This is a genomic window from Enterobacter vonholyi, assembly GCF_008364555.1.
Taxonomy (GTDB): Bacteria; Pseudomonadota; Gammaproteobacteria; order Enterobacterales; family Enterobacteriaceae; genus Enterobacter; species Enterobacter vonholyi.
On sequence record NZ_VTUC01000002.1, the window covers coordinates 1 to 22,283 of the forward strand.

Sequence of the window (22,283 nt, forward strand, 5' to 3'; positions counted from 1 at the left end):
GGGTCGTTAGCTCAGTTGGTAGAGCAGTTGACTTTTAATCAATTGGTCGCAGGTTCGAATCCTGCACGACCCACCAGCCTGAATAAATTTGCAGTACATCCCGCAAGGGGTCGTTAGCTCAGTTGGTAGAGCAGTTGACTTTTAATCAATTGGTCGCAGGTTCGAATCCTGCACGACCCACCAGTGTAGAAAGGCGCCCTAAAGGCGCCTTTTTGCTATCTGCGGTACAACAAATGCTCCGCCCATCTATTCCCGGTGACTTTTCACTCCAGATTCGCTATCTTGTTTAGTATACAAAACACAATTGCCACGCGTTTTGCTATGTCAGGCAAATGAAAGGCAATATTGTTAAGCCCGTAAAACGAGAAGCCATAATGAGTGTGATGTTTGATCCTGAAGCCGCAATCTATCCGTTTCCGCCAAAGCCTGTCCCGCTGAGCCAGGACGAAAAGCAGTTCTACCGCGAGAAGATCAAACGTCTTCTTAAAGAGCGCGATGCGGTAATGGTGGCCCATTACTACACCGACCCGGAAATACAGCAGCTGGCTGAAGAGACCGGGGGCTGCATTTCTGACTCACTGGAGATGGCGCGCTTCGGTGCACGACATCCCGCTTCCACGCTGCTGGTTGCCGGCGTGCGTTTTATGGGCGAAACGGCAAAGATCCTGAGCCCGGAAAAAACCATTCTGATGCCCACGCTTAACGCGGAGTGTTCACTGGATCTCGGCTGCCCGATTGACGAATTCACGGCCTTCTGTGATGCCCATCCTGACCGGACTGTGGTGGTCTACGCTAACACCTCTGCGGCCGTAAAAGCGCGTGCAGACTGGGTGGTCACATCGAGTATCGCCGTTGAACTGATTGAACATCTGGATAGCCTGGGCGAGAAAATTATCTGGGCGCCCGATCGCCATCTCGGCAATTATGTCCAGAAGCAGACGGGTGCTGACGTTCTCTGCTGGCAGGGCGCCTGTATCGTTCATGACGAGTTCAAGACCCAGGCGCTGGCGCGCATGAAGGCGCTTTATCCTGACGCAGCCATTCTTGTTCACCCTGAATCTCCGCAGTCGATTGTCGACATGGCGGATGCCGTGGGTTCCACCAGCCAGCTTATCAACGCTGCCAGAACGTTGCCTCACAAGCAGCTTATCGTGGCGACCGATCGCGGTATCTTCTACAAGATGCAGCAGGCCGTACCGGAGAAAGAGCTTCTTGAAGCGCCAACGGCAGGCGAGGGCGCAACGTGTCGCAGCTGTGCGCATTGTCCGTGGATGGCGATGAACGGCCTGAAAGCGATTGCCGAGGGGTTAGAAACCGGTGGTGCGGCGCATGAAATCCATGTGGATGCCGCCCTGCGTGAAGGCGCGTTAATTCCGCTTAACCGTATGCTGGATTTTGCGGCTACACTACGTACTTAATTCAAAACGCCCCGGGGAAAAGATGGATTTTTTTAGCACACATAACATTCTGGTTCATATACCGATTGGTACAGGTGGCTATGACCTGTCATGGATTGAGGCCGTTGGCACGCTGGCGGGATTACTCTGTATCTGGCTGGCAAGCCTGGAGAAGATAAGCAACTACGCGTTCGGGCTGATTAACGTCACGCTGTTTGCGATTATCTTCTTCCAGATCCAGCTGTACGCCAGCCTGCTTTTGCAGCTGTTCTTCTTTGCCGCCAATATTTACGGCTGGTACGCCTGGTCGCGTCAGAACAGCCAGCAGGAGGCCGAGCTGCAGATCCGCTGGCTGCCCCTGCCGAAAGCCATCGCCTGGTTCGTCGCCTGCGTGGTGGCCATTGGCTTAATGACCGTTTACATCAACCCGGTTTTTGCGTTCCTGACCCGCGTTGCCGTTTCGGCCATGTCCGGCATCGGCCTGAACGTGACGATGCCTGAACTCCAGCCGGATGCCTTCCCGTTTTGGGATTCCTGCATGATGGTGCTGTCGATTGCGGCGATGATTCTGATGACCCGTAAATACGTTGAGAACTGGCTGTTGTGGGTCATCATCAACGTGATCAGCGTGGCGATCTTCGCCCTGCAGGGTGTCTATGCGATGTCGCTGGAATATCTGCTGCTGACCTTCATCGCGCTGAACGGCAGCCGGATGTGGATTAACAGCGCGCGCGAGCGAGGCTCTCACGCGCTTTCCGGCTAGTGGTCATGATGATGTGAATGGCCGGACTGCGCCTCGTTAAGGTGGCAGTCCGGTCCGCTACAGGGCTGATACTCCATCTGAACGGTGGCATGGCTAATGTCGTAGTGATGTTCCAGGAAGTGCTGGATGCGATCGAGCAGCGCATCGTGGTCGTGAGGGGGGATCACCTGGACGTGCAGCGTCATGACCGGTTTCTCTCCCACCAGCCAGACGTGAACATGATGAACGTTGCGTACTTCCGGGACTGAACGGCGCAGGTTGCGCTTCAGCTCGTCGATATCCATGGAAGCTGGCGCCCCTTCAAGCAGTTCATTCACGCTCTCCTTCAGCAGCCGCCAGGCGCTGCGCAAGACCAGACACGACACAAGAACGGACAGAATCGGATCGACAGGCGTCCAGCCGGTGTAGAGGATCACCAGCGCGGCGACAATCGCCCCGACTGAGCCGAGCAAATCACCCATAACATGCAGAGCCGCAGCACGTACGTTCAGGTTCTTCTCCCCGCTGCCGCGGTGCAAAATCCAGAAGGCCAGAATATTCGCCAGCAGCCCTGCTACGGCAATCACCATCATGGTTGCCCCGGCGATCGGCTGCGGGTGTCTGAAGCGCTGTATTGCCTCCCAGACGATAAGAATGGTAATGACTACCAGTGCAATAGCGTTAACAAACGCGGCCAGTGTGGTCAGTCTCAGCCAGCCGAAGGTATGGCGCGCATTTGGAGGACGACGCGCAAACTGCACGGCCATCAGGGCGAAGAGCAGGGCGGCTGCATCGGTCAGCATGTGTCCGGCATCAGCCAGAAGTGCCAGAGAGCCGGAAATCAGGCCGCCAATGACCTCGATAACCATAAACGTTGCTGTGACGCCAAAGGCCAGCATCAGTCGTTTAGCGTTGTCGTTGCCGGATGAGTGCGAGTGTGAATGGGAGTGCGCCATGTCTGCTTTCCTGATGTGTTATTGTTTTTAGTGTAGCGTTTTTAATAGGTTACTCCAAAAAGAAAGGAGAGCCTGAGCTCTCCTTTTTCTGAGGGTTCATAAGAAATTACTGGGTGGTGCCATCGGTTTTGGTATTGGCGTCGTTACCCACTTTGTCGTTAGGGTCCGGGCATTTGCCGTCCTTGCACATTGAGTTCTTATGGACTTCATCTGAACTCATATTGTCATGGTTCATAGTGCCGGAACCGCTACCGTCTGGATGCAGCATGGTGCCGCCGGTGTTGGTGTTGCCGGTATTGATCTGGCTGTTGTCGACATTATTCGGGGCGATATTCTGTTTCGCATCAGGCGCAGGCTGACCTGCTGCCGCAGCCGCATTGGCGTCACCGTTGCTGTCTGAGGTGCCCGTTTCCGCAGCCAGGACGCTGCCGCTGGCCAGAGTGAGTGTAGCGGTCAGGAAGAGAGTTGCCAGTTTTGTCATTTTCATCATGGTGCTCCTGTTCTTGTCGTTACGCTGGATAACATTCTCCAACAGTGCATCTTTTTCAGAGGCGAAAGATCCCGCCTTACGGACTTACGTCAGTAGGGAATCGCGTTTAAGCGTGTAAAAATTGGTTGTTACAGTTAAAAAGCTTAGGTTAGATCTCGTTTTTCGCTATTTTGTGGCGATTTTTAGGCGAATTCCAGGAATTATCTGCGTGAAGTGTAAAACCGTGTTTACACTTCCTGGTCGACAAGATAGATTGAAAGGATTGCTTTCATTACTAAAGATATGGCAGAGCTGGAACGAAGATGAATTATCAGAACGACGATTTACGCATTAAAGAGATCAATGAGTTATTACCTCCTGTAGCGCTCCTTGAGAAATTCCCCGCCACTGAAAATGCCGCAAACACGGTTTCTCATGCTCGTAAAGCGATCCATAAGATCCTGAAAGGTAATGACGATCGTCTTCTGGTGGTGATTGGTCCGTGCTCCATTCACGATCCTGCAGCCGCGAAAGAATACGCCGCCCGTCTGCTCACCCTCCGTGAAGAGCTAAAGGATGAGCTGGAAATCGTCATGCGCGTCTATTTTGAAAAACCGCGCACCACCGTTGGCTGGAAAGGATTGATTAACGATCCGCACATGGATAACAGCTTCCAGATCAACGACGGCCTGCGCATTGCGCGCAAGCTGCTACTTGAGATCAACGACAGCGGCTTGCCTGCGGCCGGTGAATTCCTGGACATGATTACGCCACAATACCTTGCAGACCTGATGAGCTGGGGCGCAATTGGTGCGCGCACGACTGAATCTCAGGTCCACCGCGAGCTGGCGTCCGGTCTTTCTTGCCCGGTGGGTTTCAAAAATGGCACTGACGGCACCATTAAGGTGGCTATTGATGCCATCAACGCCGCTGGTGCGCCGCACTGCTTCCTGTCCGTGACAAAATGGGGTCACTCCGCCATCGTTAACACCAGCGGGAACGGTGACTGCCACATCATTCTGCGCGGCGGTAAAGAGCCGAACTACAGCGCGAAACACGTGGCAGAAGTGAAAGTCGGGCTGGAAAAAGCCGGACTGCCGCCGCAGGTGATGATCGATTTCAGCCATGCCAACTCCAGCAAGCAGTTTAAAAAGCAGATGGAAGTGGGTGCAGACGTCTGCCAGCAGATTGCCGGCGGTGAGAAGGCGGTGATTGGGGTGATGATCGAAAGCCATCTGGTTGAAGGTAACCAGAACCTGGAAGGCAGCGAGCCGCTGGTGTACGGCAAAAGCGTGACCGATGCCTGCATCGGCTGGGACGATACCGACGCCATCCTGCGCCAGCTGGCAAATGCGGTAAAAGCGCGCCGCGGCTGAATTCTCAGGCACAAATAAAAAAGCGCGGAAGGCTCCGCGCTTTTTTTATGTCTGGCGAAAATTACTTCGCTTTACCCTGGTTCGCAACAGCCGCTGCTTTCGCCGCGATCTCTTCTGCGTTACCCAGATAGTAGTGTTTGATTGGCTTGAAGTTTTCGTCGAACTCATACACCAGCGGTACGCCGGTTGGGATGTTCAGTTCGAGGATTTCGTCTTCTCCCATGTTGTCCAGGTATTTCACCAGCGCACGCAGAGAGTTACCGTGAGCCGCGATGATCACGCGCTCGCCGCTCTTCAGGCGTGGCAGAATGGTTTCGTTCCAGTAAGGCACAACGCGGTCGATGGTCAGCGCCAGGCTCTCGGTGGTTGGCAGCTCAGCGTCGGTCAGCTTCGCGTAACGCGGGTCGTGGCCAGGGTAGCGCTCGTCATCTTTGGTCAGCTCTGGCGGGGTGATTGCGAAGCCGCGACGCCACTGTTTAACCTGCTCGTCGCCATATTTCTCAGCGGTTTCCGCTTTGTTCAGGCCCTGCAGCGCACCGTAGTGACGTTCGTTCAGTTTCCAGGACTTCTCAACCGGCAGCCAGGCCTGATCCAGTTCGTCCAGCACGTTCCACAGGGTGTGGATGGCACGTTTCAGCACAGAGGTGTAAGCAAAATCAAAGCTGAAGCCTTCTTCCTTCAGCAGTTTACCTGCTGCTTTTGCTTCGCTTACGCCTTTCTCGGACAGATCAACGTCGTACCAACCGGTAAAGCGGTTTTCGTTGTTCCACTGGCTTTCGCCGTGACGCACCAGGACCAGCTTAGTAATAGCCATCTCTTACTCCTCAAGCATTTTTAGAATGATAACAATTCTCATTATATTGCCGTGGCCGTGCCAGCAGCAACGCTTAACCCTAACCATAGCGAAAATAGTCTCTGAGTGTAAGATGCTTGTGAATCCAGGGTTATGATTTTGTCTGCGATCGGCGCTATTTTCAGCAAGGCGTGCAGAAAAAAGCCCTCCGGAGGGAGGGCTGAATATTAATGTGGAATAAAATGGTATTCCGTCACGCTCACGTACTCTTCACCCGGGTGCAGCACGCAGCCTGGCTGCGGCCATTCCGGATGGTTCGGGCTGTCCGGCAGGAACTCGCTCTCCAGCGCCAGGCCTTGCCAGTCGCTGTACTCATCGTGTTCGCGCGCCGTCGTGCCGCCGAGGTAGTTGCCTGAGTAAAACTGCAGGGCAGGGGCAGTGGTATAAACCGTCATCTGCAGCTTGTCATCCGCAGACCAGACCTGCGCGGCAGGCTGCTTCACATCACCTTTGGCCTGCAGCAGGAAAGCGTGATCGTAGCCTTTCACCTTACGCTGATCGTCATCGCTCAGGAAATCCCGGGCGATGGTTTTCGCGCTGCGGAAGTCAAAGCTTGTGCCGCTCACGTCTTTGAGGCCCTGATATGGAATGCCCATCTCGTCAACCGGCAGATACGCATCCGCCAGGATCTGCAGCTTGTGCTCACGCACATCGCACTGGCTACCATCCAGATTAAAGTACGCGTGATTGGTCAGGTTGACCGGACACGGCCTGTCGACCTTCGCGCGGTATTCAATGGCGATACGGTTGTCATCGGTCAGCGTAAAGCGCGCGGACGCGGTAAGGTTCCCCGGGAAGCCCTGATCGCCATCAGGCGAATCCAGTGAGAACAGCACTTCACCGTCGTTTTGACGAACAATCTTCCAGCGGCGTTTATCAAACCCGTCCGGCCCGCCGTGCAGCTGGTTCTCACCCTGGCTTGAAAGCAGGGTGTACTGCTCGCCGTTGAGTTCAAAACGGCTTTTCGCGATGCGGTTAGCATATCGCCCAACGGACGCGCCCAGATAGGCAGACTGATTGACATACTGCTCGGGCGAGGCGCAGCCGAGCAGGGTCTCGCGCACGCTGCCGTCCGGCATCGGTACGCGGGCAGAAAGAAGGGTAGCACCCCAGTCCATCAGCGTAACGACCATCCCAGCGCTGTTGCGCAGGGTTAACAGGCGATACGGCAGACCATCCGGTGCGAGTGTAGGTGTTTCGTTTAGCACTGTCCGGCTCCTTGTGATGCTTTACAAACATAAAAGGTTTCTTTGATGCCTGTTTTGGCTTCGTACTGCTTCGCCACGGCATCCTGTATGGCAGGGACCAACTCTTCTGGCACCAGCGCAACGATACAGCCGCCAAAACCGCCGCCCGTCATGCGCACGCCGCCTTTGTCGCCAATGGTCGCTTTGACGATCTCCACCAGGGTGTCGATCTGCGGAACGGTGATTTCAAAATCATCGCGCATGGAGGCATGCGATTCCGCCATCAGCTCACCCATGCGTTTCAGGTCACCTTTCGCCAGCGCGGACGCGGCTTCAACCGTACGGGCATTTTCCGTCAGCACGTGACGAACGCGTTTGGCGACAACCGGATCCAGCTCGTGCGCCACTTTGTTAAATTCATTGAGCGTTACGTCGCGCAGGGCTGGCTGCTGGAAGAAACGGGCGCCGGTTTCACACTGTTGGCGGCGGGTGTTGTATTCGCTGCCCACCAGCGTGCGCTTAAAGTTGCTGTTAACGATCACCACGGCCGCGCCTTTTGGCAGGGGAACGGCTTTGGTTCCCAGCGAACGGCAATCAATTAACAGGGCATGCTCTTTTTTCCCGAGCGCGGAGATCAGCTGGTCCATAATGCCGCAGTTACAGCCCACGAACTGGTTTTCTGCTTCCTGACCATTCAGGGCGATTTGCGCGCCATCCAGCGGCAGATGATAAAGCTGCTGGAATACGGTGCCGACGGCAACTTCCAGAGACGCAGAGGAGCTTAAGCCCGCACCCTGCGGCACGTTGCCGCTGATGACTAAATCCGCACCGCCGAAGTTCTTGTTACGCTTCTGAAGGTGTTTCACGACGCCGCGCACGTAGTTAGACCACTGCTGGCTGTCGTGTGTCACAATTGGGGCATCGAGGGAAAATTCGTCCGTCTCATTACCGTAATCAGCCGCAATCACGCTGACTTTACGGTCGTCGCGTTTCGCACAGCTAATAACGGTCTGGTAATCGATGGCGCACGGCAGCACAAAACCGTCGTTATAGTCGGTGTGTTCACCGATCAGGTTAACGCGGCCTGGCGCCTGGATAACGTGGGTGGCAGGGTAGCCAAATTTCTCAGCAAACAGGGATTGTGTTTTATCTTTCAGACTCATTTTTTAGACTCCTGATTCGCGATAGTGGACGTCGCTAACGGCACGCAGACGTTCAGCCGCCTGTTCCGCCGTCAGATCACGCTGGGTTTCTGCCAGCATTTCGTAGCCCACCATAAATTTACGCACCGTCGCAGAGCGCAGCAGCGGCGGATAGAAATGGGCATGCAGCTGCCAGTGCTGATTCTCTTCCCCGTTAAACGGTGCGCCGTGCCAGCCCATGGAGTACGGGAAGGAGCACTGGAACAGATTGTCGTAACGGCTGGTCAGCTTTTTCAGCGCCAGGGCAAGGTCGTCGCGCTGCGCGTCGCTGAGATCGGTAATACGCAGAACATGTGCTTTCGGCAGCAGCAGCGTCTCAAACGGCCACGCGGCCCAGTAAGGCACGACGGCCAGCCAGTGTTCGGTTTCCACCACGGTACGGCTGCCGTTGGCCTGTTCACGCTGCGCGTAGTCCACCAGCATCGGCGAGCCGTTTTCCGCGTAATACGCTTTCTGCAGACGGCCTTCACGCTCGGCTTCGTTAGGCAGGAAGCTGTTCGCCCAGACCTGGCCGTGCGGATGGGGGTTCGAGCAGCCCATGGCCGCGCCTTTGTTTTCGAACACCTGCACCCAAGGATAGCTCTGCCCCAGCTCTGCGGTTTGCGCCTGCCAGGTGCTGACGACCTCTTTCAGCGCGTCCACGCTCAGCTCCGGCAGCGTCTTGCTGTGATCGGGCGAGAAGCAGATCACGCGGCTGGTTCCGCGCGCGCTTTCGCAGCGCATCAGCGGATCGTGGCTTTCAGGCGCGTCCGGCGTGTCGGTCATCAGGGCGGCAAAATCGTTTGTGAACACGAAGGTGCCTTTGTAGTCCGGGTTTTTATCCCCGGTAACGCGCGTGTTGCCTGGACAGAGGAAGCAGTCCGGGTCGTGCTGCGGCAGGGTCTGTTTTGCAGGCGTCTCCTGCGCCCCCTGCCAGGGGCGCTTAGCGCGATGCGGAGAAACTAAAATCCATTGCCCGCTTAACGGGTTAAAACGACGATGCGGATGATCGACGGGATTAAATTGCGTCATGACGGATCCTTAGTCCGGATAGCCTTGCGGGTGGCGTGACTGCCAGTGCCAGGTATCCTGTGCCATTTCATCAAGCGTGCGCGTCACACGCCAGTTAAGCTCTTTGTCGGCTTTGGTGGCATCGGCCCAGTAAGCAGGCAGATCGCCCTCGCGACGCGGTGCGAAGTGGTAGTTCACCGGCTTGCCGCAGGCTTTGCTGAAGGCGTTAACCACGTCCAGCACGCTGCTGCCGACTCCGGCGCCGAGGTTGTAAATATGCACGCCCGGTTTGTCAGCCAGCTGCTGCATGGCCGCAACGTGACCGTCGGCCAGATCCATTACGTGGATGTAGTCGCGCACGCCGGTGCCGTCTTCGGTCGGATAGTCATTGCCAAAAATCGCCAGCGAGTCGCGACGGCCAACGGCAACCTGGGCGATATACGGCATCAGGTTGTTTGGGATGCCCTGGGGATCTTCACCCATATCGCCAGACGGATGCGCGCCGACCGGGTTGAAGTAGCGCAGCAGCGCGATGCTCCACTCCGGCTGGGCTTTTTGCAGGTCGGTCAGGATCTGCTCCACCATCAGCTTGCTTTTGCCGTACGGGCTTTGCGGGGTACCGGTCGGGAAGCTTTCAACGTAAGGAATTTTCGGTTGATCGCCGTAGACGGTGGCGGAGGAGCTAAAGATGAAGTTTTTGACGTTCGCCGCGCGCATGGCGGAGATGAGACGCAGAGTGCCGTTGACGTTGTTGTCGTAATACTCGAGCGGCTTCGCAACGGATTCACCGACCGCTTTCAGACCCGCGAAGTGGATCACCGCTTCTATGGCGTGGTCGTGAAGGATCTCGGTCATCAGCGCTTCGTTGCGGATGTCGCCTTCCACAAAAGTCGGTTGTTTACCGCCAAGACGTTCAATCACAGGCAGCACGCTGCGCTTACTGTTGCACAGGTTGTCGAGAATGATGACGTCATGGCCGTTTTGCAGCAGTTGCACGCAGGTATGACTACCTATGTAACCGCTACCACCTGTTACCAGAACTCGCATATTTCGCTCCATTTGGCTTATGGTATGTAATAACCATAGCATAACAGAGACGCGAAAAGTGTGACATGGGATAAAATAGTGGAATCGTTTACACTCGTTTTCACACTCACTTTTTTCATGACTGAGAGCATTCTAGATCAAAGAGATAGCGATGTATTGATGCAAGTTATCTGAAAAAGAGGAGGGCAGAGCCCTCCACGGTTAATCAACGTTGCTGAGAAGGTAGCGATAACCCTCACCGTCCGGAACAAACTCCAGGCGATGCGTGATGCAGGCGGGGGCATCTTCGGCATGATGTGAAACGAAAAGCAGCTGCGTTTCACCTTCGCTAATCAGGACATCCACAAAGCGGCGGATAAGCTGGCGGTTCAACGGGTCGAGTCCCTGCAGCGGTTCGTCGAGGATCAGCAGCGTAGGGTGTTTCACCAGCGCGCGAACGATCAGGGCCAGACGCTGCTGCCCCCACGAAAGACTATGAAACGGCGCGTCAGCAACCCGGTTGTCCATGCCCAGAATGTCCAGCCACTGCTGGGCGAGCTTATGTTGTTTATCCGACACCGCCTGATAAATACCGATGGAATCAAAATACCCGGAGAGGATCACGTTGCGTACCGTGGTACTGACCCGGTAATCCAGATGCAGGCTGCTGCTGACGTAGCCGATGTGTTTTTTGATATCCCAGATGGTTTCGCCGCTGCCGCGACGCCGACCAAACAGCGTGAGGTCGTTGCTGTAGCCCTGCGGATGATCGCCGGTGATCAGGCTCAGCAGCGTCGATTTTCCCGCGCCGTTGGGGCCGACAATCTGCCAGTGCTCGCCTGGATTGACCGTCCAGTTGAGGTGATTAAGGATCGGGCGATCGTCATAAGAGACCACACCATCCCGCAGCACGATGCGCGGCTGGTGGGGATCAAGCGCGTGGCGCGCCGACGGGGCGTCGGGTTCCGGAAGGGTAATACCGTCGAGCTGTTCGCTGTGCGCGAGTTGGGCAATCAGCGCCTGCTTAAGCAGCGCGGTTTTTTCGCCGGTCTCGGTCAGGTTACAGTCGGCCAGGACGCCCGCGTGCTGGATAAATTCCGGAATTTCATCGAAGCGGTTAAGCACCAGCACGAGGGTATATCCCTGCTGATTAAGCGACGCCAGCAGAGACGTCAGCTGCGCCCGGGACTGCACGTCAAGACCGTCGAACGGTTCGTCCAGAATAAGCAGTTCAGGTTCGCTCATCAGCGCCTGACAAAGCAGCGTTTTTCGCGTCTCGCCGGTCGAAAGGTATTTAAAGCGCCGGTTCAGTAGAGGGGTGATACCGAACTGTTCTGCCAGGCGCTGGCAGCGGGCGGGATCCTTCACTTCATCCTGAATAATTTCCGCCGTCGTACGGCCGGTATCGTCTTCGCCAGGGCTGAGTAAATCGGTGTTGTTGCGCTGCCACTCGTCGCTGACCAGCTTTTGAAGTTGTTCAAACGACAGGCGCGTCAGGCGCGTAAAGTCGCTCTGGTATTCGCCTTTGAGGAGGTTGAGCTCTCCCGCCAGCGCGCGGGCCAGCGCGGATTTACCGCTGCCGTTAGTGCCGACAAACGCCCAGCTTTCACCCGCGCGAATCGTCAAATCAGCAATCGTTAGCGTTCGGGTATCGCTAAGACGAAACGTGCCTTGCGAAATATGCAATGATGACATGATTTATCCCTGTTTTTGCAGCACCAGATATCAGGGATACGCACTGTCGGTTCGATTGTCAATGTGCTCAGCACAAAGTGGCGATAATCACCCGGTCCGCGTTGAAATAAGCGGTGACGACAGCACCTTCTTCTAAGTCGTCCGACTCGCTGAGCGGTATGGTCGCACAGAGCGGTTGCCCATCTGCCAGGGTCATAAGCACTTCGCATTGCGCCTGGCCGCGTTCGATATGGCTGATTGTGCCCGGCAGCTGGTTATCTGCTGCCTTTGCCGCGTCGGGATCGCGCGTGATAGTGACCCACGGCGCTTTCAGCAGCACCAGCACCTCTTTACCTTCATCAAGCTCAAGACGCTCTGCGCTCTGCGCCGTTATGGCGGCTTTCAGACGGGTGGTGCCATCGGCAAGCAGGATCTCAATATGCTGCTGTACCTGGAGATCGTCGCGCGCCGTCACCGTACCAAACCACTGGTTGCGGGCGCTGGTTTGTAAAGAGAAGCGGGAAATGGCGGCCAGCAGACTGTCCAGCGGAACGTTATCGTCATCGCTCAACACATCAAACGCTTTTTGCTGGATCTGCGCCAGCAGATCGTAAAGCTGAATAAGGCGCTGGCCATAACGCGTCACGATCGCACCGCCGCCGCCTTTGCCGCCCGTGGCTCTGTCCACCAGCGGGTGTTCGCTCAGGGTGTTCATCTCGTTGATGGCGTCCCAGGCGCTTTTATAGCTGATTCCCGCGTTTTTCGCCCCCTGGCTAATCGAGCCCGTTTGTTCTATTTGTTTAAGCAGGGCGATACGTCGCGGATCGGCGAAAAGCTTTTGCTGAAGTCGTAGAGTGAGGAGAATTTCGGCCTGCATAACAGTGTCCTGGCAAAAAGAGTATTGTGACCCAAATGGTGCAGGGCGCAAAGGGTACCGCACAAAAGGGGATGTTTTTCTCACTATTCAGGGTAGAATGAGTCATTCACAATATCTGGAGAAAACCATGTTAGAGTTGTTGAAAAGTCTGGTATTCGCCGTGATCATGGTACCAGTAGTGATGGCCATCATCCTCGGTGCCATCTACGGCCTGGGTGAAGTGTTCAACGTCTTTTCGAACATTGGTCACAGAGACCAGGCTAAAAAGCAGCATTGATTCCCCTCAAAACGCCCGGCTTGTCCGGGCGTTTTGCTCTCAAGATTTTCCCGTTTTCGCCGATATAATTTAACGCATCACACCGGTTTACCCATTCAGCGGTACGATTAAACGCTGGGATCTCCCTGACGTTATCGTTATATTAATTTGTATATAACGCTACTCACAGGAGTTACAGATGGCACGTTCATGGGTACGCCTTTTTGCAGGGGCAACATTGACGCTTTCCCTTACCGGACACGCGCTGGCGGACGAGGGTAAAATCACGGTCTTTGCGGCGGCGTCGTTGACTAACGCGCTGCAGGATATTGCGGCGGCGTATAAAAAAGAGAAAAACGTCGAGGTGGTCTCCTCTTTTGCCTCTTCCTCGACGCTGGCTCGCCAGATAGAAGCGGGCGCACCGGCGGATCTGTTCATCTCGGCGGATCAGAAGTGGATGGATTACGCGGCGGAGAAGAAATCAATTGATGCGACAACCCGCGAAACGCTGCTGGGGAATAGCCTGGTTGTCGTGGCGCCAAAAGGCAGCGCGCAGGCGGACATCACTATCAACAAACAGACCAACTGGACGAGCCTGCTGAACGGTGGCCGTCTGGCGGTGGGCGACCCGGCGCACGTTCCGGCCGGGATTTATGCCAAAGAAGCGCTGCAAAAGCTGGGCGCATGGGAGACGTTGTCGCCGAAGCTGGCCCCGGCCGAAGACGTGCGCGGCGCGCTGGCGCTGGTGGAACGCAACGAAGCCCCGCTGGGCATTGTGTATGGCTCTGATGCCGTAGCCAGTAAGGGGGTGAAAGTGGTGGCAACGTTCCCGGAAGACTCCCACAAGAAAGTGGAATATCCTGTTGCGATTGTTGATGGACATAAAAATGCGACCGTGACGGCTTTCCGCGATTATCTGAAGGGGCCTGAAGCGTCCGCTATCTTTAAACGTTACGGATTTACGACTCACTGATGATATTGACCGATCCTGAATGGCAGGCTGTTCTGCTGAGCCTTAAAGTCTCTTCCCTGGCGGTTGCGCTGAGTTTGCCCTTTGGGATCTTCTTTGCCTGGCTACTGGTTCGCTGTCAGTTTCCCGGCAAAACGCTGCTCGACAGCGTGCTTCATCTTCCGCTCGTGTTGCCGCCCGTAGTGGTCGGTTACCTGCTGCTGATTTCGATGGGGCGACGCGGTTTTATCGGCGAGAAGCTCTACGACTGGTTTGGGCTGACGTTCGCTTTTAGCTGGCGCGGTGCGGTACTGGCTGCGGCGGTGATGTCATTCCCACTGATGGTGCGGGCGATACGTCTCGCGCTGGAAGGGGTGGACATGAAGCTTGAACAGGCGGCCCGCACGCTGGGCGCCGGGCGCTGGCGCGTCTTTTTCACCATCACGCTGCCCCTGACGTTACCCGGCATTATTGTCGGGACGGTGCTGGCCTTCGCCCGCTCGCTCGGCGAGTTTGGCGCGACGATCACGTTTGTGTCGAACATACCCGGTGAGACGCGGACGATTCCGTCGGCCATGTATACGCTGATTCAAACGCCGGGCGGTGAAGGCGCGGCGGCGCGGCTGTGTATCATTTCAATTGTGCTGGCGCTGGTGTCGCTAATGGTGTCTGAATGGCTGGCGCGGCTCAGCCGCGAGCGGATGGGGAAATAAGCATGCTGGAACTCCATTTCACCCAGACGCTGGGAAACCATACCCTGACGCTTAATGAAACGCTGCCGGCAAGCGGAATCACCGCCATCTTTGGCGTGTCGGGGGCGGGAAAAACGTCGCTGATTAATGCCATCAGCGGCCTGACGCGTCCGCAGTCTGGCCGTATTGTCCTGAATGACCGGGTCCTGAATGACGTGGAGAATAAGGTTTACCTCTCGCCGGATAAACGCCGCATCGGCTATGTTTTCCAGGATGCACGCCTGTTCCCGCACTACAGCGTGCGCGGCAACCTGCGTTACGGCATGGCGAAAAGCATGGCCGGGCAGTTTGATAAGCTGGTGACGCTTTTAGGTATTGAGCCATTGCTCGACAGGCTGCCATCCTCGCTCTCCGGTGGAGAAAAACAGCGCGTGGCCATTGGCCGCGCGTTGCTGACCGCACCCGAACTGCTGCTGCTCGACGAACCGCTGGCCTCGCTGGATATTCCGCGTAAACGCGAACTTCTGCCTTATCTACAGCGCCTGACGCGGGAAATTAATATTCCGATGCTCTACGTCAGCCATTCGCTGGATGAGATCCTCCATCTGGCCGACAAAGTGCTGGTGCTGGAAGAGGGCAGCGTCAAGGCCTTCGGCAACCTGGAAGAGGTGTGGGGCAGCAGCGTGATGCACCCCTGGTTGCCCCGGGAACAGCAGAGCAGCATTCTGAAAGTAAGCGTCCTGGAACATCATCCGCACTACGCGATGACGGCGCTGGCGCTGGGCGATCAGCACCTGTGGGTCAATAAGATCGACAAGCCGTTACAGTCCGCGCTGCGTATTCGCATCCAGGCGTCGGACGTCTCGCTGGTGCTGCAGCCCCCGCTGCAAACCAGTATTCGAAATATCCTGCGCGCCAAAGTGGCGGAATGTTTTGATGATAACGGGCAAGTGGAAGTGAAGCTCGAGGTCGGCAGCAGGACGCTCTGGGCGCGCATCAGCCCGTGGGCCAGGGATGAGTTAGGGATCAAACCCGGACTGTGGCTTTACGCGCAAATTAAGAGCGTCTCGATCACCGCCTGATTACAGCAGGTGAGTGTAAATGTACTGCGCGATGCTGTCGGTGGTGTTGTCGCCAATCACCACGTTGGCGTGCGCTTTTACCGCGTCGTCGGCATTGCCCATCGCCACGCCGGTACCGGCGGCTTCCAGCATGCTTATGTCGTTGTAGTTGTCGCCGAAGGCGATCGCGTCCTGCATCGACCAGCCTTTTGATTCCACATACTGCGTCAGGCGTTTGCCTTTGCTGTTGCCTTTGCGGGCAATATCCACCTGATCGTGCCAGGACCATTCGCACTCCAGACCCAGCGTCTGTTCCACGTGTTTCGCGAAGGCATTCAGCTTGGTGGTGTCTTCATCCGTCAGGGCGAATTTCCATATAGCCTCAACGTCCTGGGCCGCCTGACGCAGGGAGGAAACCTGGGTAAAGACGGGACGCTGCGCTTCAGGCAGGGACAACGCCCAGTTGCTGGTGCGCACCACGTGGCCGGTAGGGCGCTCGTAGACCATCGCGTTATCCACATACATCAGGCCGTGAACGGCATGCTCATCCAGCAGATCAATCAGTTGCAGCGCCTGGGGAACCGGCAGCGGGTCGGATTCTAAAACCTTTTTTGCCTGATAATCATACAAATAAGTGCCATTACAACAAATTGCAGGTGTATCTAACGCCAGTGCCTGATAAAAAGGGTGAATGGCAACGTGATGTCGACCCGTTACGATAAGGAGTTGATATCCCGCTTCCTGCGCGCGTTTAAGCGCTTCCAGAGAAGAGGGGAGAAGGGTTTTTTGCGGCGTCAGTAAGGTACCGTCTAAATCCAGAGCAATCACACGCGAGGTCATCTGTTTTCCCGGGTTAATATTGAATTTACGTTTTGATGGGATGGTACACCGAGAGGCGAACGCTTCAAAATTCCTGTCGACAATTCAGCATTCACCGTCAAAAGTTAACTACTTTCATGCGCAGTGAGGAGTGAATATTCATGAAACAAACCGTTTATACCGCCAGTCCTGAAAGCCAGCAGATCCACGTCTGGCGTTTAAATACCGAAGGGACACTCACGCTGGTTCAGGTTGTTGATGTGCCAGGCCAGGTACAGCCGATGGTCATCAGCCCGGATAAACGTTTCTTGTACGTGGGTGTGCGCCCGGAGTTTCGCGTGCTGGCCTATCGCATTTCTCCGGACGACGGCGCGCTGACGTACACTGCTGAAGCCCCGTTGCCGGGCAGCCCAACCCATATCTCAACCGATCGTAAAGGTAACTTTGTCTTCAGCGGCTCGTATAACGCGGGCTGCGTCAGCGTAACGCGTCTGGAGGATGGCATTCCGGTCGAAACCGTGGACGTGGTGGAAGGGCTGGAAGGCTGCCACTCGGCGAATATCTCTCCGGATAACCGCACGCTGTGGGTACCTGCGCTGAAGCAGGATCGTATCTGCCTGTTTACCCTGAGCGACGATGGTCACCTGGTGGCGCAGAATCCAGCTGAAGTTACGACTGTTGAAGGCGCTGGTCCGCGTCATATGGTCTTCCACCCGAACCAGCAGTATGCCTACGTGGTCAACGAACTGAACAGCTCAGTGGACGTATGGGAACTGAAAGATCCAAACGGTCAGATTGAGTGCGTGCAGACGCTGGACATGATGCCGTCTGATTTCTCCGACACCCGCTGGGCGGCGGATATCCACATTACGCCAGATGGCCGCCATCTGTACGCCTGTGACCGTACCTCCAGCCTGATTACCGTCTTTAGCGTCTCTGAAGACGGCAGCGTACTGGCGATTGAAGGGTTCCAGCCAACGGAAACCCAGCCGCGCGGCTTTAATATCGATCACAGCGGCAAATACCTGATTGCGGCGGGGCAGAAATCCCACCACATTGCGCTGTACGAAATTAAAGGCGAGCAGGGACTGCTGGAAGAAAAAGGGCGCTACGCCGTAGGCCAGGGGCCAATGTGGGTGGTAGTTAACGCTCACTAAGCTGCTTAAAACAAAAAACCTCGCAAATGCGAGGTTTTTTTATGCCCGGTGGCACTGCGATTACCGGGCCTGCATCATCTGTAGGCCGAGTAAGGCGAAGCCGTCACCCGGCAAAACAGCTTACTGCTTCGGCTCAGCAACCACTTTGCTACCCAGACCGCGGTTGTTGTATTCCCACATGCGGTTGAAGTTAGCGTCGTTCAGGTTGCGCTGCACGTTCCCTTTATCATCCACCGCACCGGTGTTGCCGGAGAACGGACGTTTGGAGATCGCGGCATCCGCCCACGGTTTCGCCATGTTGAAGCCTTCGTTGATCACGCTGTCGCGGATCACAACCTGACCGTTGGTGGCTGAGTCCACGTCCAGGGAGCGTCCCAGCTGCGCCACGCCGTCACCGGCAGCATTAAAGCGGCTGTTCACGGCCAGGAAGCCGAAGAAGAGGTTCGACTGGGTTGCCGGAGCAAACACGTAACCTTCCTGCTGAGTACGTGAGTTCACCACGCGGAAATCGGTATTATCAAACACCACCGCGCCGCGACCAGACACCAGGTCCACGTCACCTTCAACGTAGCTGTTGGTCACAAGGGTACGGGTCAGACGGTTATTCTGCAGGGTGTTCTGCACGCCGCTGTTGGTCACGAAGAAGGTGTTCTGACGGCCTAGAATGTTGACGTTGTTAATCTGCACCTTATCGCCATCGCTACGCAGCGCAACGGCCTGGTGGTTACCGGCGTCAACGCTGTCACCCAGGGTATTCTGAATGGTCAGGTTCTGCAGCTGCAGACCGTTATTCTGAGACCAGAATACCGCCGAGCACATTACGCCAATGGTGGCAGAACGCTTGCTCTGGCAGTTATCAAACATATACCACGCCGGTTTGCCCGGCATATATTTACCGGCCGGGTTCACCAGGTGACGCCAGGTGTTGCTGTCGATTTCGGAATCAATCGCCAGGCCAATTTTTACGTCAATCGCTTTTTCGCCCAGACCGTAAAGCGTAATGCTGCCCGGTGCCGCCGGAACATACACGGTGCCTTCATATTCACCAGGCAGAATCGCGATGTACTGGCGAGACGCGCTGTGTTTAGTGATGGCAGCATCAACCGCAGCCTGAATTGAGGTATGCGTTACGCCCTGCGCACCCGCCGGGCCAACCACGAAGTCAGGCTGTTTCGGCAGATTAATAGACGACGGGGTCCACGGCGCAGCGTTAGGATCCATCGCTGAGAAGTAGTGTGCACGGTCGAAGTTTTTCGCTTCATCAGCGGACAAAATCGGGCGGGAGGCGGTACCGGGCGCAACCTGCTCAGAAGGTCGCTGATCCGGTGGTGTTGAACTGCAAGCGGATAAGGTCACGCCAAAGGCGAGTGCTAACGCCAGACGGGAAATCCTGGAAATGTTCAAGGTAGAGCTCCTGGGTATGCAAGTCTTTACGGGACAGACGAAATAGCCTGCTTTTTTATACTAAGTTGAGCGAAACGGGAAGATAAAAAGGGTAAAAGTTCCATTTTTAGCCCGAGAGCGGCAAGTAAGTGATCACAAATAACTAACATTTTCCTTCAAGGCGGTTGACAGTAGACGGTGGATGCAAATAAATGTCTATACAACCTATGACAAGTGGAATGCCCATGCAGCAGATTCATCCCGACGATGTGATATGGCGAAATGCGCGACTGGCTACGATGGTGCCGGACGTATCTGCGCCCTATGGATTGAAAGAGCAACATGCCCTGGTCGTAAGGGGTCAAACTATCTTGGCCGTGATCCCTGAATCTGACATTCCGGCCGGACACCGTCACTGCGTCGATCTCCAGGGGCGTCTGGTCACGCCTGGCATGATTGACTGCCATACCCACCTGGTATTTGGCGGCGATCGCGCGGCGGAATGGGAGCAGCGTCTGAACGGCGTCTCTTATCAAACCATCAGCGCCCAGGGGGGCGGAATTAACGCTACCGTGACGGCGACGCGCAGCAGCACAACCGAAACCCTGCTTAAGCTGGCGCAGCAGCGGCTTCAGCGTTTGATGAATGAAGGCGTGACGACCGTTGAAATCAAATCCGGATACGGTCTCAACGCCGAAGCCGAAGAGAAGATGCTGCAGGTTGCCCGCCAGCTGAGCCTCAATAATCCGATCGATATCAGCCCAACGCTGCTGGCGGCCCATGCGGCTCCGCCGGAATACCGACAGGATCCGGACGCGTACCTCACGCTGGTCTGTGAGCAGATATTGCCCACGCTGTGGCAAAAAGAGTTATACGAAGCAGTAGACGTGTTCTGCGAAAACGTCGGCTTTACCTCGTCGCAAACCGAGCGCCTCTTTAAGGCGGCAACCGCGCTCGGTATCCCGGTGAAAGGGCATGTTGAGCAGCTTTCAAATCAGGGCGGTGCGGCGCTGGTCAGCCGGTATAAAGGACTCTCCGCCGATCATATCGAATATCTCGACGAGGCAGGCATTCAGGCGATGGCGCAAAGCGGTACGGTTGCGGTACTGCTCCCCGGCGCGTTCTATTTTCTGCAGGAGCGCCAGCGTCCGCCGGTGGAACAGCTCAGAAAACACGGTGTGCCGATGGCGGTCGCCACCGACTATAACCCCGGCACCAGCCCGTTTGCCAGCCTGCACCTGGCGATGAACATGGCCTGCGTCCAGTTTGGCCTGACGCCTGAAGAAGCCTGGGCTGGCGTCACGCGCCATGCCGCGCAGGCGCTGGGCCGTGGTGCAACCCACGGTCAGCTGCGGGCCGGGTTTGTCGCTGATTTCATCGTCTGGGATGCTCACCATCCGGTAGAGATGGTCTACGAGCCGGGACGCAACCCGCTGTATCAACGTATTTTCCGTGGGGAGGCAGTATGAAGCTATGGCGGCCCGTAGCCGAAACGGTCTGGCAGGGGCGCGACGACAGCGCCGAGGCCAGCAACGCAACGCGCATTTTCCAGACGATAAAGCAGCAGGGAGCGTTCACGCCGCTGGCATCCGGCATTGCGCTGATAGGCTTTGAATGTGATGCAGGCGTAAAACGCAATCAGGGCAGGCCCGGCGCCGTACAGGCACCGGATATACTGCGAGAAGCGCTGGCGAATATGGCCAGCCATCAGGGACACGATCGGCTGGCGGATATGGGCTCGGTTTACGTTGAAGGTGACGAGCTTGAGGCGGCACAGCAGGCGTTAAGCGATGCCGTGACAGCCTGCCAACGCTCCGGGATGCGCACGCTGGTCTTTGGCGGCGGACACGAAACCGCGTGGGCGCACGGTCGCGGCGTGCTGGACGCCTTCCCGAACGAGCGGGTTGTCATCATCAACCTTGATGCCCATCTCGATCTGCGCAAGGCCGACCGGGCGACGTCCGGCACGCCGTTTCGCCAGCTGGCGCACTACTGCGATGAGCGCGGGCGGGAATTTCAGTACGCCTGCTTTGGCGTGAGCCGGGCGGCGAACACGCTGGCGCTGTGGGATGAGGCCGAACGCCTGAACGTCACGCTGGTGGAAGATCTCCATTTCAGGCGCGATGCGCTATCCGCGCTGGAAAAGGTGCTGGCCCAGGCCGATCGCGTCTATCTGACGATCGATCTGGACGTCCTGCCCGCCAGCGAAATGCCTGCCGTGTCCGCGCCGGCCGCGTTAGGCATACCGGCGCTGGATCTTCTCCCGGTTATCGAACAAATCTGCCGCAGCGGTAAGCTACAGGCCGCCGATCTGGTAGAGTTTAACCCGCAGTACGATCGGGACGGGCAGGGCGCAAAGCTTGCCGCCCGTCTGGCCTGGCAAATTGCTCACTGGTGGGCATAACACTATTCAAGGAGTCACGATGTTTTCACGCTCACCCCTGCCGCAGTCGAGCCCTCCCGCGCCTTTCTACGAAAAGGTGAAGCAGGCGATCAGTGAAAAAATCGCCACCGGCGTCTGGCGGCCGCACGACCGCATTCCCTCGGAGGCCGATCTGGTGGCGCAGTTTGGCTTTAGCCGGATGACCATCAACCGGGCGCTGCGCGAGCTGACTGACGAAGGGCTTCTGGTGCGCCTGCAGGGCGTGGGGACGTTTGTGGCGGAACCGAAAGGGCAGTCCGCCCTGTTTGAAATCCGCAGTATTGCGGACGAAATTGCCGCGCGTAATCACCAGCACCGCTGTGAGGTACTGGTGCTCGAAGAGACCCAGGCCAGCGCCGAGCAGGCGGTAGAGCTGAATGTTAAAGAAGGCAGCCGGATCTTCCACTCGGTGATGGTGCATTTTGAGAACGACATTCCGGTGCAGATTGAGGATCGCTGCGTGAACGCTGAACGGATACCGGACTATCTGAACCAGGATTACACCCAGACCACGCCGCACGCCTATCTCTCGCTCGTCGCACCGCTGACGGAAGGGGAGCACATTGTGGAAGCCGTGCGCGCGACGCCGCAGGAGTGCGAACGGCTGCGAATTAAAGAGCACGACCCGTGCCTGCTGATCCGCCGTCGAACCTGGTCCTCGTCGCACATTGTGTCGCATGCCCGGCTGCTTTTCCCGGGGAACCGTTACCGGCTGCAGGGCCACTTTATGTCATAAGTTTTATAAGCGTGATCGCTAACGCAATATAACAAAATTGTATCTTTTTTGTTAAATCC

22 protein-coding genes and 2 tRNA genes are annotated in these 22,283 nt (G+C 56.4%); 13 read left to right on the top strand and 11 right to left on the bottom strand.

Annotated elements, in window-relative coordinates; all coding sequences use genetic code 11:
- The 4 genes from F0319_RS02260 (at position 1) to pnuC (ending at position 2,160) form a co-directional block, all read left to right on the top strand.
- Positions 1-76 (top strand) — tRNA-Lys (locus tag F0319_RS02260).
- A gap of 31 nt (positions 77-107) precedes the next feature.
- Positions 108-183: transfer RNA gene (locus F0319_RS02265), tRNA-Lys, on the top strand.
- Positions 184-374: 191 nt separating this feature from the next.
- Positions 375-1,418: a quinolinate synthase NadA gene (gene nadA / locus F0319_RS02270; protein WP_008501105.1), complete on the top strand. Its 1,044-nt coding sequence runs from the start codon at positions 375-377 to the stop codon at positions 1,416-1,418.
- A 22-nt stretch (positions 1,419-1,440) separates the two neighbouring features.
- Positions 1,441-2,160 (top strand): nicotinamide riboside transporter PnuC, encoded by a 720-nt coding sequence (gene pnuC / locus F0319_RS02275; protein WP_149366179.1) that lies wholly within the window; start codon positions 1,441-1,443, stop codon positions 2,158-2,160.
- Here pnuC and zitB read toward each other — a convergent pair.
- Both zitB and F0319_RS02285 read right to left on the bottom strand, forming a co-directional pair.
- Positions 2,157-3,095, bottom strand: coding sequence for a CDF family zinc transporter ZitB (zitB, locus tag F0319_RS02280; protein ID WP_149366180.1), 939 nt, complete (start codon positions 3,093-3,095; stop codon positions 2,157-2,159). The genes pnuC and zitB overlap by 4 nt on opposite strands.
- Before the next feature lie 106 nt (positions 3,096-3,201).
- A complete protein-coding gene (locus tag F0319_RS02285) occupies positions 3,202-3,582 on the bottom strand; it encodes a protein YbgS (RefSeq protein WP_149366353.1) in 381 nt (126 codons plus the stop codon).
- A gap of 305 nt (positions 3,583-3,887) precedes the next feature.
- Between F0319_RS02285 and aroG the strand changes: the two genes are divergently transcribed.
- Positions 3,888-4,940: a 3-deoxy-7-phosphoheptulonate synthase AroG gene (gene aroG, locus F0319_RS02290; RefSeq protein WP_008501110.1), complete on the top strand. Its 1,053-nt coding sequence runs from the start codon at positions 3,888-3,890 to the stop codon at positions 4,938-4,940.
- Positions 4,941-5,001: 61 nt separating this feature from the next.
- On the opposite strand, the gene gpmA is transcribed toward aroG, so the two are convergent.
- From gpmA to modE, 7 genes are all read right to left on the bottom strand, one after another.
- Entirely contained in the window at positions 5,002-5,754 is a 753-nt protein-coding gene (gene gpmA, locus F0319_RS02295) for a 2,3-diphosphoglycerate-dependent phosphoglycerate mutase (protein WP_023310804.1), read from the bottom strand.
- Positions 5,755-5,960: 206 nt separating this feature from the next.
- Positions 5,961-7,001 (bottom strand): galactose-1-epimerase, encoded by a 1,041-nt coding sequence (gene galM, locus F0319_RS02300; RefSeq protein ID WP_149366181.1) that lies wholly within the window; start codon positions 6,999-7,001, stop codon positions 5,961-5,963.
- Positions 6,995-8,143 carry a galactokinase gene (gene galK / locus F0319_RS02305; RefSeq protein ID WP_149366182.1) on the bottom strand — a complete coding sequence of 383 codons (1,149 nt, stop codon included), beginning with the start codon at positions 8,141-8,143 and terminating at the stop codon, positions 6,995-6,997. Before galK ends, galM begins: the two co-directional genes overlap by 7 nt.
- 3 nt (positions 8,144-8,146) lie before the next feature.
- Positions 8,147-9,193 (bottom strand): galactose-1-phosphate uridylyltransferase, encoded by a 1,047-nt coding sequence (gene galT / locus F0319_RS02310; protein ID WP_149366183.1) that lies wholly within the window; start codon positions 9,191-9,193, stop codon positions 8,147-8,149.
- A gap of 9 nt (positions 9,194-9,202) precedes the next feature.
- The gene (gene galE, locus F0319_RS02315) at positions 9,203-10,219 is read right to left on the bottom strand and encodes a UDP-glucose 4-epimerase GalE (protein ID WP_048026980.1); all 1,017 of its coding nucleotides are present in this window, start codon (positions 10,217-10,219) and stop codon (positions 9,203-9,205) included.
- 201 nt (positions 10,220-10,420) lie between these two features.
- Complete coding sequence (gene modF / locus F0319_RS02320; protein ID WP_149366184.1) at positions 10,421-11,893, bottom strand: molybdate ABC transporter ATP-binding protein ModF; 1,473 nt, start codon at positions 11,891-11,893, stop codon at positions 10,421-10,423.
- A gap of 67 nt (positions 11,894-11,960) precedes the next feature.
- A complete protein-coding gene (modE, locus tag F0319_RS02325; protein ID WP_149366185.1) occupies positions 11,961-12,749 on the bottom strand; it encodes a molybdenum-dependent transcriptional regulator in 789 nt (262 codons plus the stop codon).
- A 127-nt stretch (positions 12,750-12,876) separates the two neighbouring features.
- Between modE and F0319_RS02330 the strand changes: the two genes are divergently transcribed.
- The 4 genes from F0319_RS02330 to modC all read left to right on the top strand — a co-directional run bounded on the left by F0319_RS02330 (position 12,877) and on the right by modC (position 15,728).
- Positions 12,877-13,026, top strand: a complete 150-nt coding sequence (locus tag F0319_RS02330) for an AcrZ family multidrug efflux pump-associated protein (protein WP_008501118.1) — start codon at positions 12,877-12,879, stop codon at positions 13,024-13,026.
- A 178-nt stretch (positions 13,027-13,204) separates the two neighbouring features.
- Positions 13,205-13,978 (top strand): molybdate ABC transporter substrate-binding protein, encoded by a 774-nt coding sequence (gene modA, locus F0319_RS02335; RefSeq protein ID WP_111963802.1) that lies wholly within the window; start codon positions 13,205-13,207, stop codon positions 13,976-13,978.
- The gene (gene modB, locus F0319_RS02340; protein WP_033144966.1) at positions 13,978-14,667 is read left to right on the top strand and encodes a molybdate ABC transporter permease subunit; all 690 of its coding nucleotides are present in this window, start codon (positions 13,978-13,980) and stop codon (positions 14,665-14,667) included. Before modA ends, modB begins: the two co-directional genes overlap by 1 nt.
- A gap of 2 nt (positions 14,668-14,669) precedes the next feature.
- Complete coding sequence (gene modC, locus F0319_RS02345; RefSeq protein ID WP_032661184.1) at positions 14,670-15,728, top strand: molybdenum ABC transporter ATP-binding protein ModC; 1,059 nt, start codon at positions 14,670-14,672, stop codon at positions 15,726-15,728.
- On the opposite strand, the gene F0319_RS02350 is transcribed toward modC, so the two are convergent.
- Complete coding sequence (locus F0319_RS02350) at positions 15,729-16,547, bottom strand: pyridoxal phosphatase (protein ID WP_149366186.1); 819 nt, start codon at positions 16,545-16,547, stop codon at positions 15,729-15,731.
- A gap of 140 nt (positions 16,548-16,687) precedes the next feature.
- Here F0319_RS02350 and pgl point away from each other — a divergent pair, with 140 nt between their 5' ends.
- Complete coding sequence (gene pgl, locus F0319_RS02355) at positions 16,688-17,683, top strand: 6-phosphogluconolactonase (protein ID WP_008501123.1); 996 nt, start codon at positions 16,688-16,690, stop codon at positions 17,681-17,683.
- 120 nt (positions 17,684-17,803) lie between these two features.
- Here the strand turns inward: pgl and F0319_RS02360 are convergent, their stop codons facing one another.
- A complete protein-coding gene (locus F0319_RS02360) occupies positions 17,804-19,087 on the bottom strand; it encodes a putative acyl-CoA thioester hydrolase (RefSeq protein ID WP_111963805.1) in 1,284 nt (427 codons plus the stop codon).
- Positions 19,088-19,311: 224 nt separating this feature from the next.
- On the opposite strand from F0319_RS02360, the gene hutI reads away from it, so the two are divergent.
- Genes hutI through F0319_RS02375 form a run of 3 tightly spaced genes read left to right on the top strand, consistent with a single transcriptional unit; the run spans position 19,312 to position 22,224 of the window.
- Positions 19,312-20,535: an imidazolonepropionase gene (gene hutI / locus F0319_RS02365; RefSeq protein ID WP_149366187.1), complete on the top strand. Its 1,224-nt coding sequence runs from the start codon at positions 19,312-19,314 to the stop codon at positions 20,533-20,535.
- Complete coding sequence (hutG, locus tag F0319_RS02370) at positions 20,532-21,470, top strand: formimidoylglutamase (protein WP_149366188.1); 939 nt, start codon at positions 20,532-20,534, stop codon at positions 21,468-21,470. Before hutI ends, hutG begins: the two co-directional genes overlap by 4 nt.
- Positions 21,471-21,489: 19 nt before the next feature.
- Entirely contained in the window at positions 21,490-22,224 is a 735-nt protein-coding gene (locus F0319_RS02375; RefSeq protein WP_111963808.1) for a histidine utilization repressor, read from the top strand.
- Positions 22,225-22,283: the final 59 nt, after the last annotated feature.

What these genes read in the sequence shown, in the direction of transcription:
- nadA (WP_008501105.1), top strand. Translation starts at nt 375, where the DNA reads ATGAGTGTGATGTTTGATCCTGAAGCCGCAATCTATCCGTTTCCGCCA.
- pnuC (WP_149366179.1), top strand. Translation starts at nt 1,441, where the DNA reads ATGGATTTTTTTAGCACACATAACATTCTGGTTCATATACCGATTGGT.
- zitB (WP_149366180.1), bottom strand. Translation starts at nt 3,095, where the DNA reads ATGGCGCACTCCCATTCACACTCGCACTCATCCGGCAACGACAACGCT.
- F0319_RS02285 (WP_149366353.1), bottom strand. Translation starts at nt 3,582, where the DNA reads ATGAAAATGACAAAACTGGCAACTCTCTTCCTGACCGCTACACTCACT.
- aroG (WP_008501110.1), top strand. Translation starts at nt 3,888, where the DNA reads ATGAATTATCAGAACGACGATTTACGCATTAAAGAGATCAATGAGTTA.
- gpmA (WP_023310804.1), bottom strand. Translation starts at nt 5,754, where the DNA reads ATGGCTATTACTAAGCTGGTCCTGGTGCGTCACGGCGAAAGCCAGTGG.
- galK (WP_149366182.1), bottom strand. Translation starts at nt 8,143, where the DNA reads ATGAGTCTGAAAGATAAAACACAATCCCTGTTTGCTGAGAAATTTGGC.
- galT (WP_149366183.1), bottom strand. Translation starts at nt 9,193, where the DNA reads ATGACGCAATTTAATCCCGTCGATCATCCGCATCGTCGTTTTAACCCG.
- galE (WP_048026980.1), bottom strand. Translation starts at nt 10,219, where the DNA reads ATGCGAGTTCTGGTAACAGGTGGTAGCGGTTACATAGGTAGTCATACC.
- modF (WP_149366184.1), bottom strand. Translation starts at nt 11,893, where the DNA reads ATGTCATCATTGCATATTTCGCAAGGCACGTTTCGTCTTAGCGATACC.
- modE (WP_149366185.1), bottom strand. Translation starts at nt 12,749, where the DNA reads ATGCAGGCCGAAATTCTCCTCACTCTACGACTTCAGCAAAAGCTTTTC.
- F0319_RS02330 (WP_008501118.1), top strand. Translation starts at nt 12,877, where the DNA reads ATGTTAGAGTTGTTGAAAAGTCTGGTATTCGCCGTGATCATGGTACCA.
- modA (WP_111963802.1), top strand. Translation starts at nt 13,205, where the DNA reads ATGGCACGTTCATGGGTACGCCTTTTTGCAGGGGCAACATTGACGCTT.
- modB (WP_033144966.1), top strand. Translation starts at nt 13,978, where the DNA reads ATGATATTGACCGATCCTGAATGGCAGGCTGTTCTGCTGAGCCTTAAA.
- modC (WP_032661184.1), top strand. Translation starts at nt 14,670, where the DNA reads ATGCTGGAACTCCATTTCACCCAGACGCTGGGAAACCATACCCTGACG.
- F0319_RS02350 (WP_149366186.1), bottom strand. Translation starts at nt 16,547, where the DNA reads ATGACCTCGCGTGTGATTGCTCTGGATTTAGACGGTACCTTACTGACG.
- pgl (WP_008501123.1), top strand. Translation starts at nt 16,688, where the DNA reads ATGAAACAAACCGTTTATACCGCCAGTCCTGAAAGCCAGCAGATCCAC.
- hutI (WP_149366187.1), top strand. Translation starts at nt 19,312, where the DNA reads ATGCAGCAGATTCATCCCGACGATGTGATATGGCGAAATGCGCGACTG.
- hutG (WP_149366188.1), top strand. Translation starts at nt 20,532, where the DNA reads ATGAAGCTATGGCGGCCCGTAGCCGAAACGGTCTGGCAGGGGCGCGAC.
- F0319_RS02375 (WP_111963808.1), top strand. Translation starts at nt 21,490, where the DNA reads ATGTTTTCACGCTCACCCCTGCCGCAGTCGAGCCCTCCCGCGCCTTTC.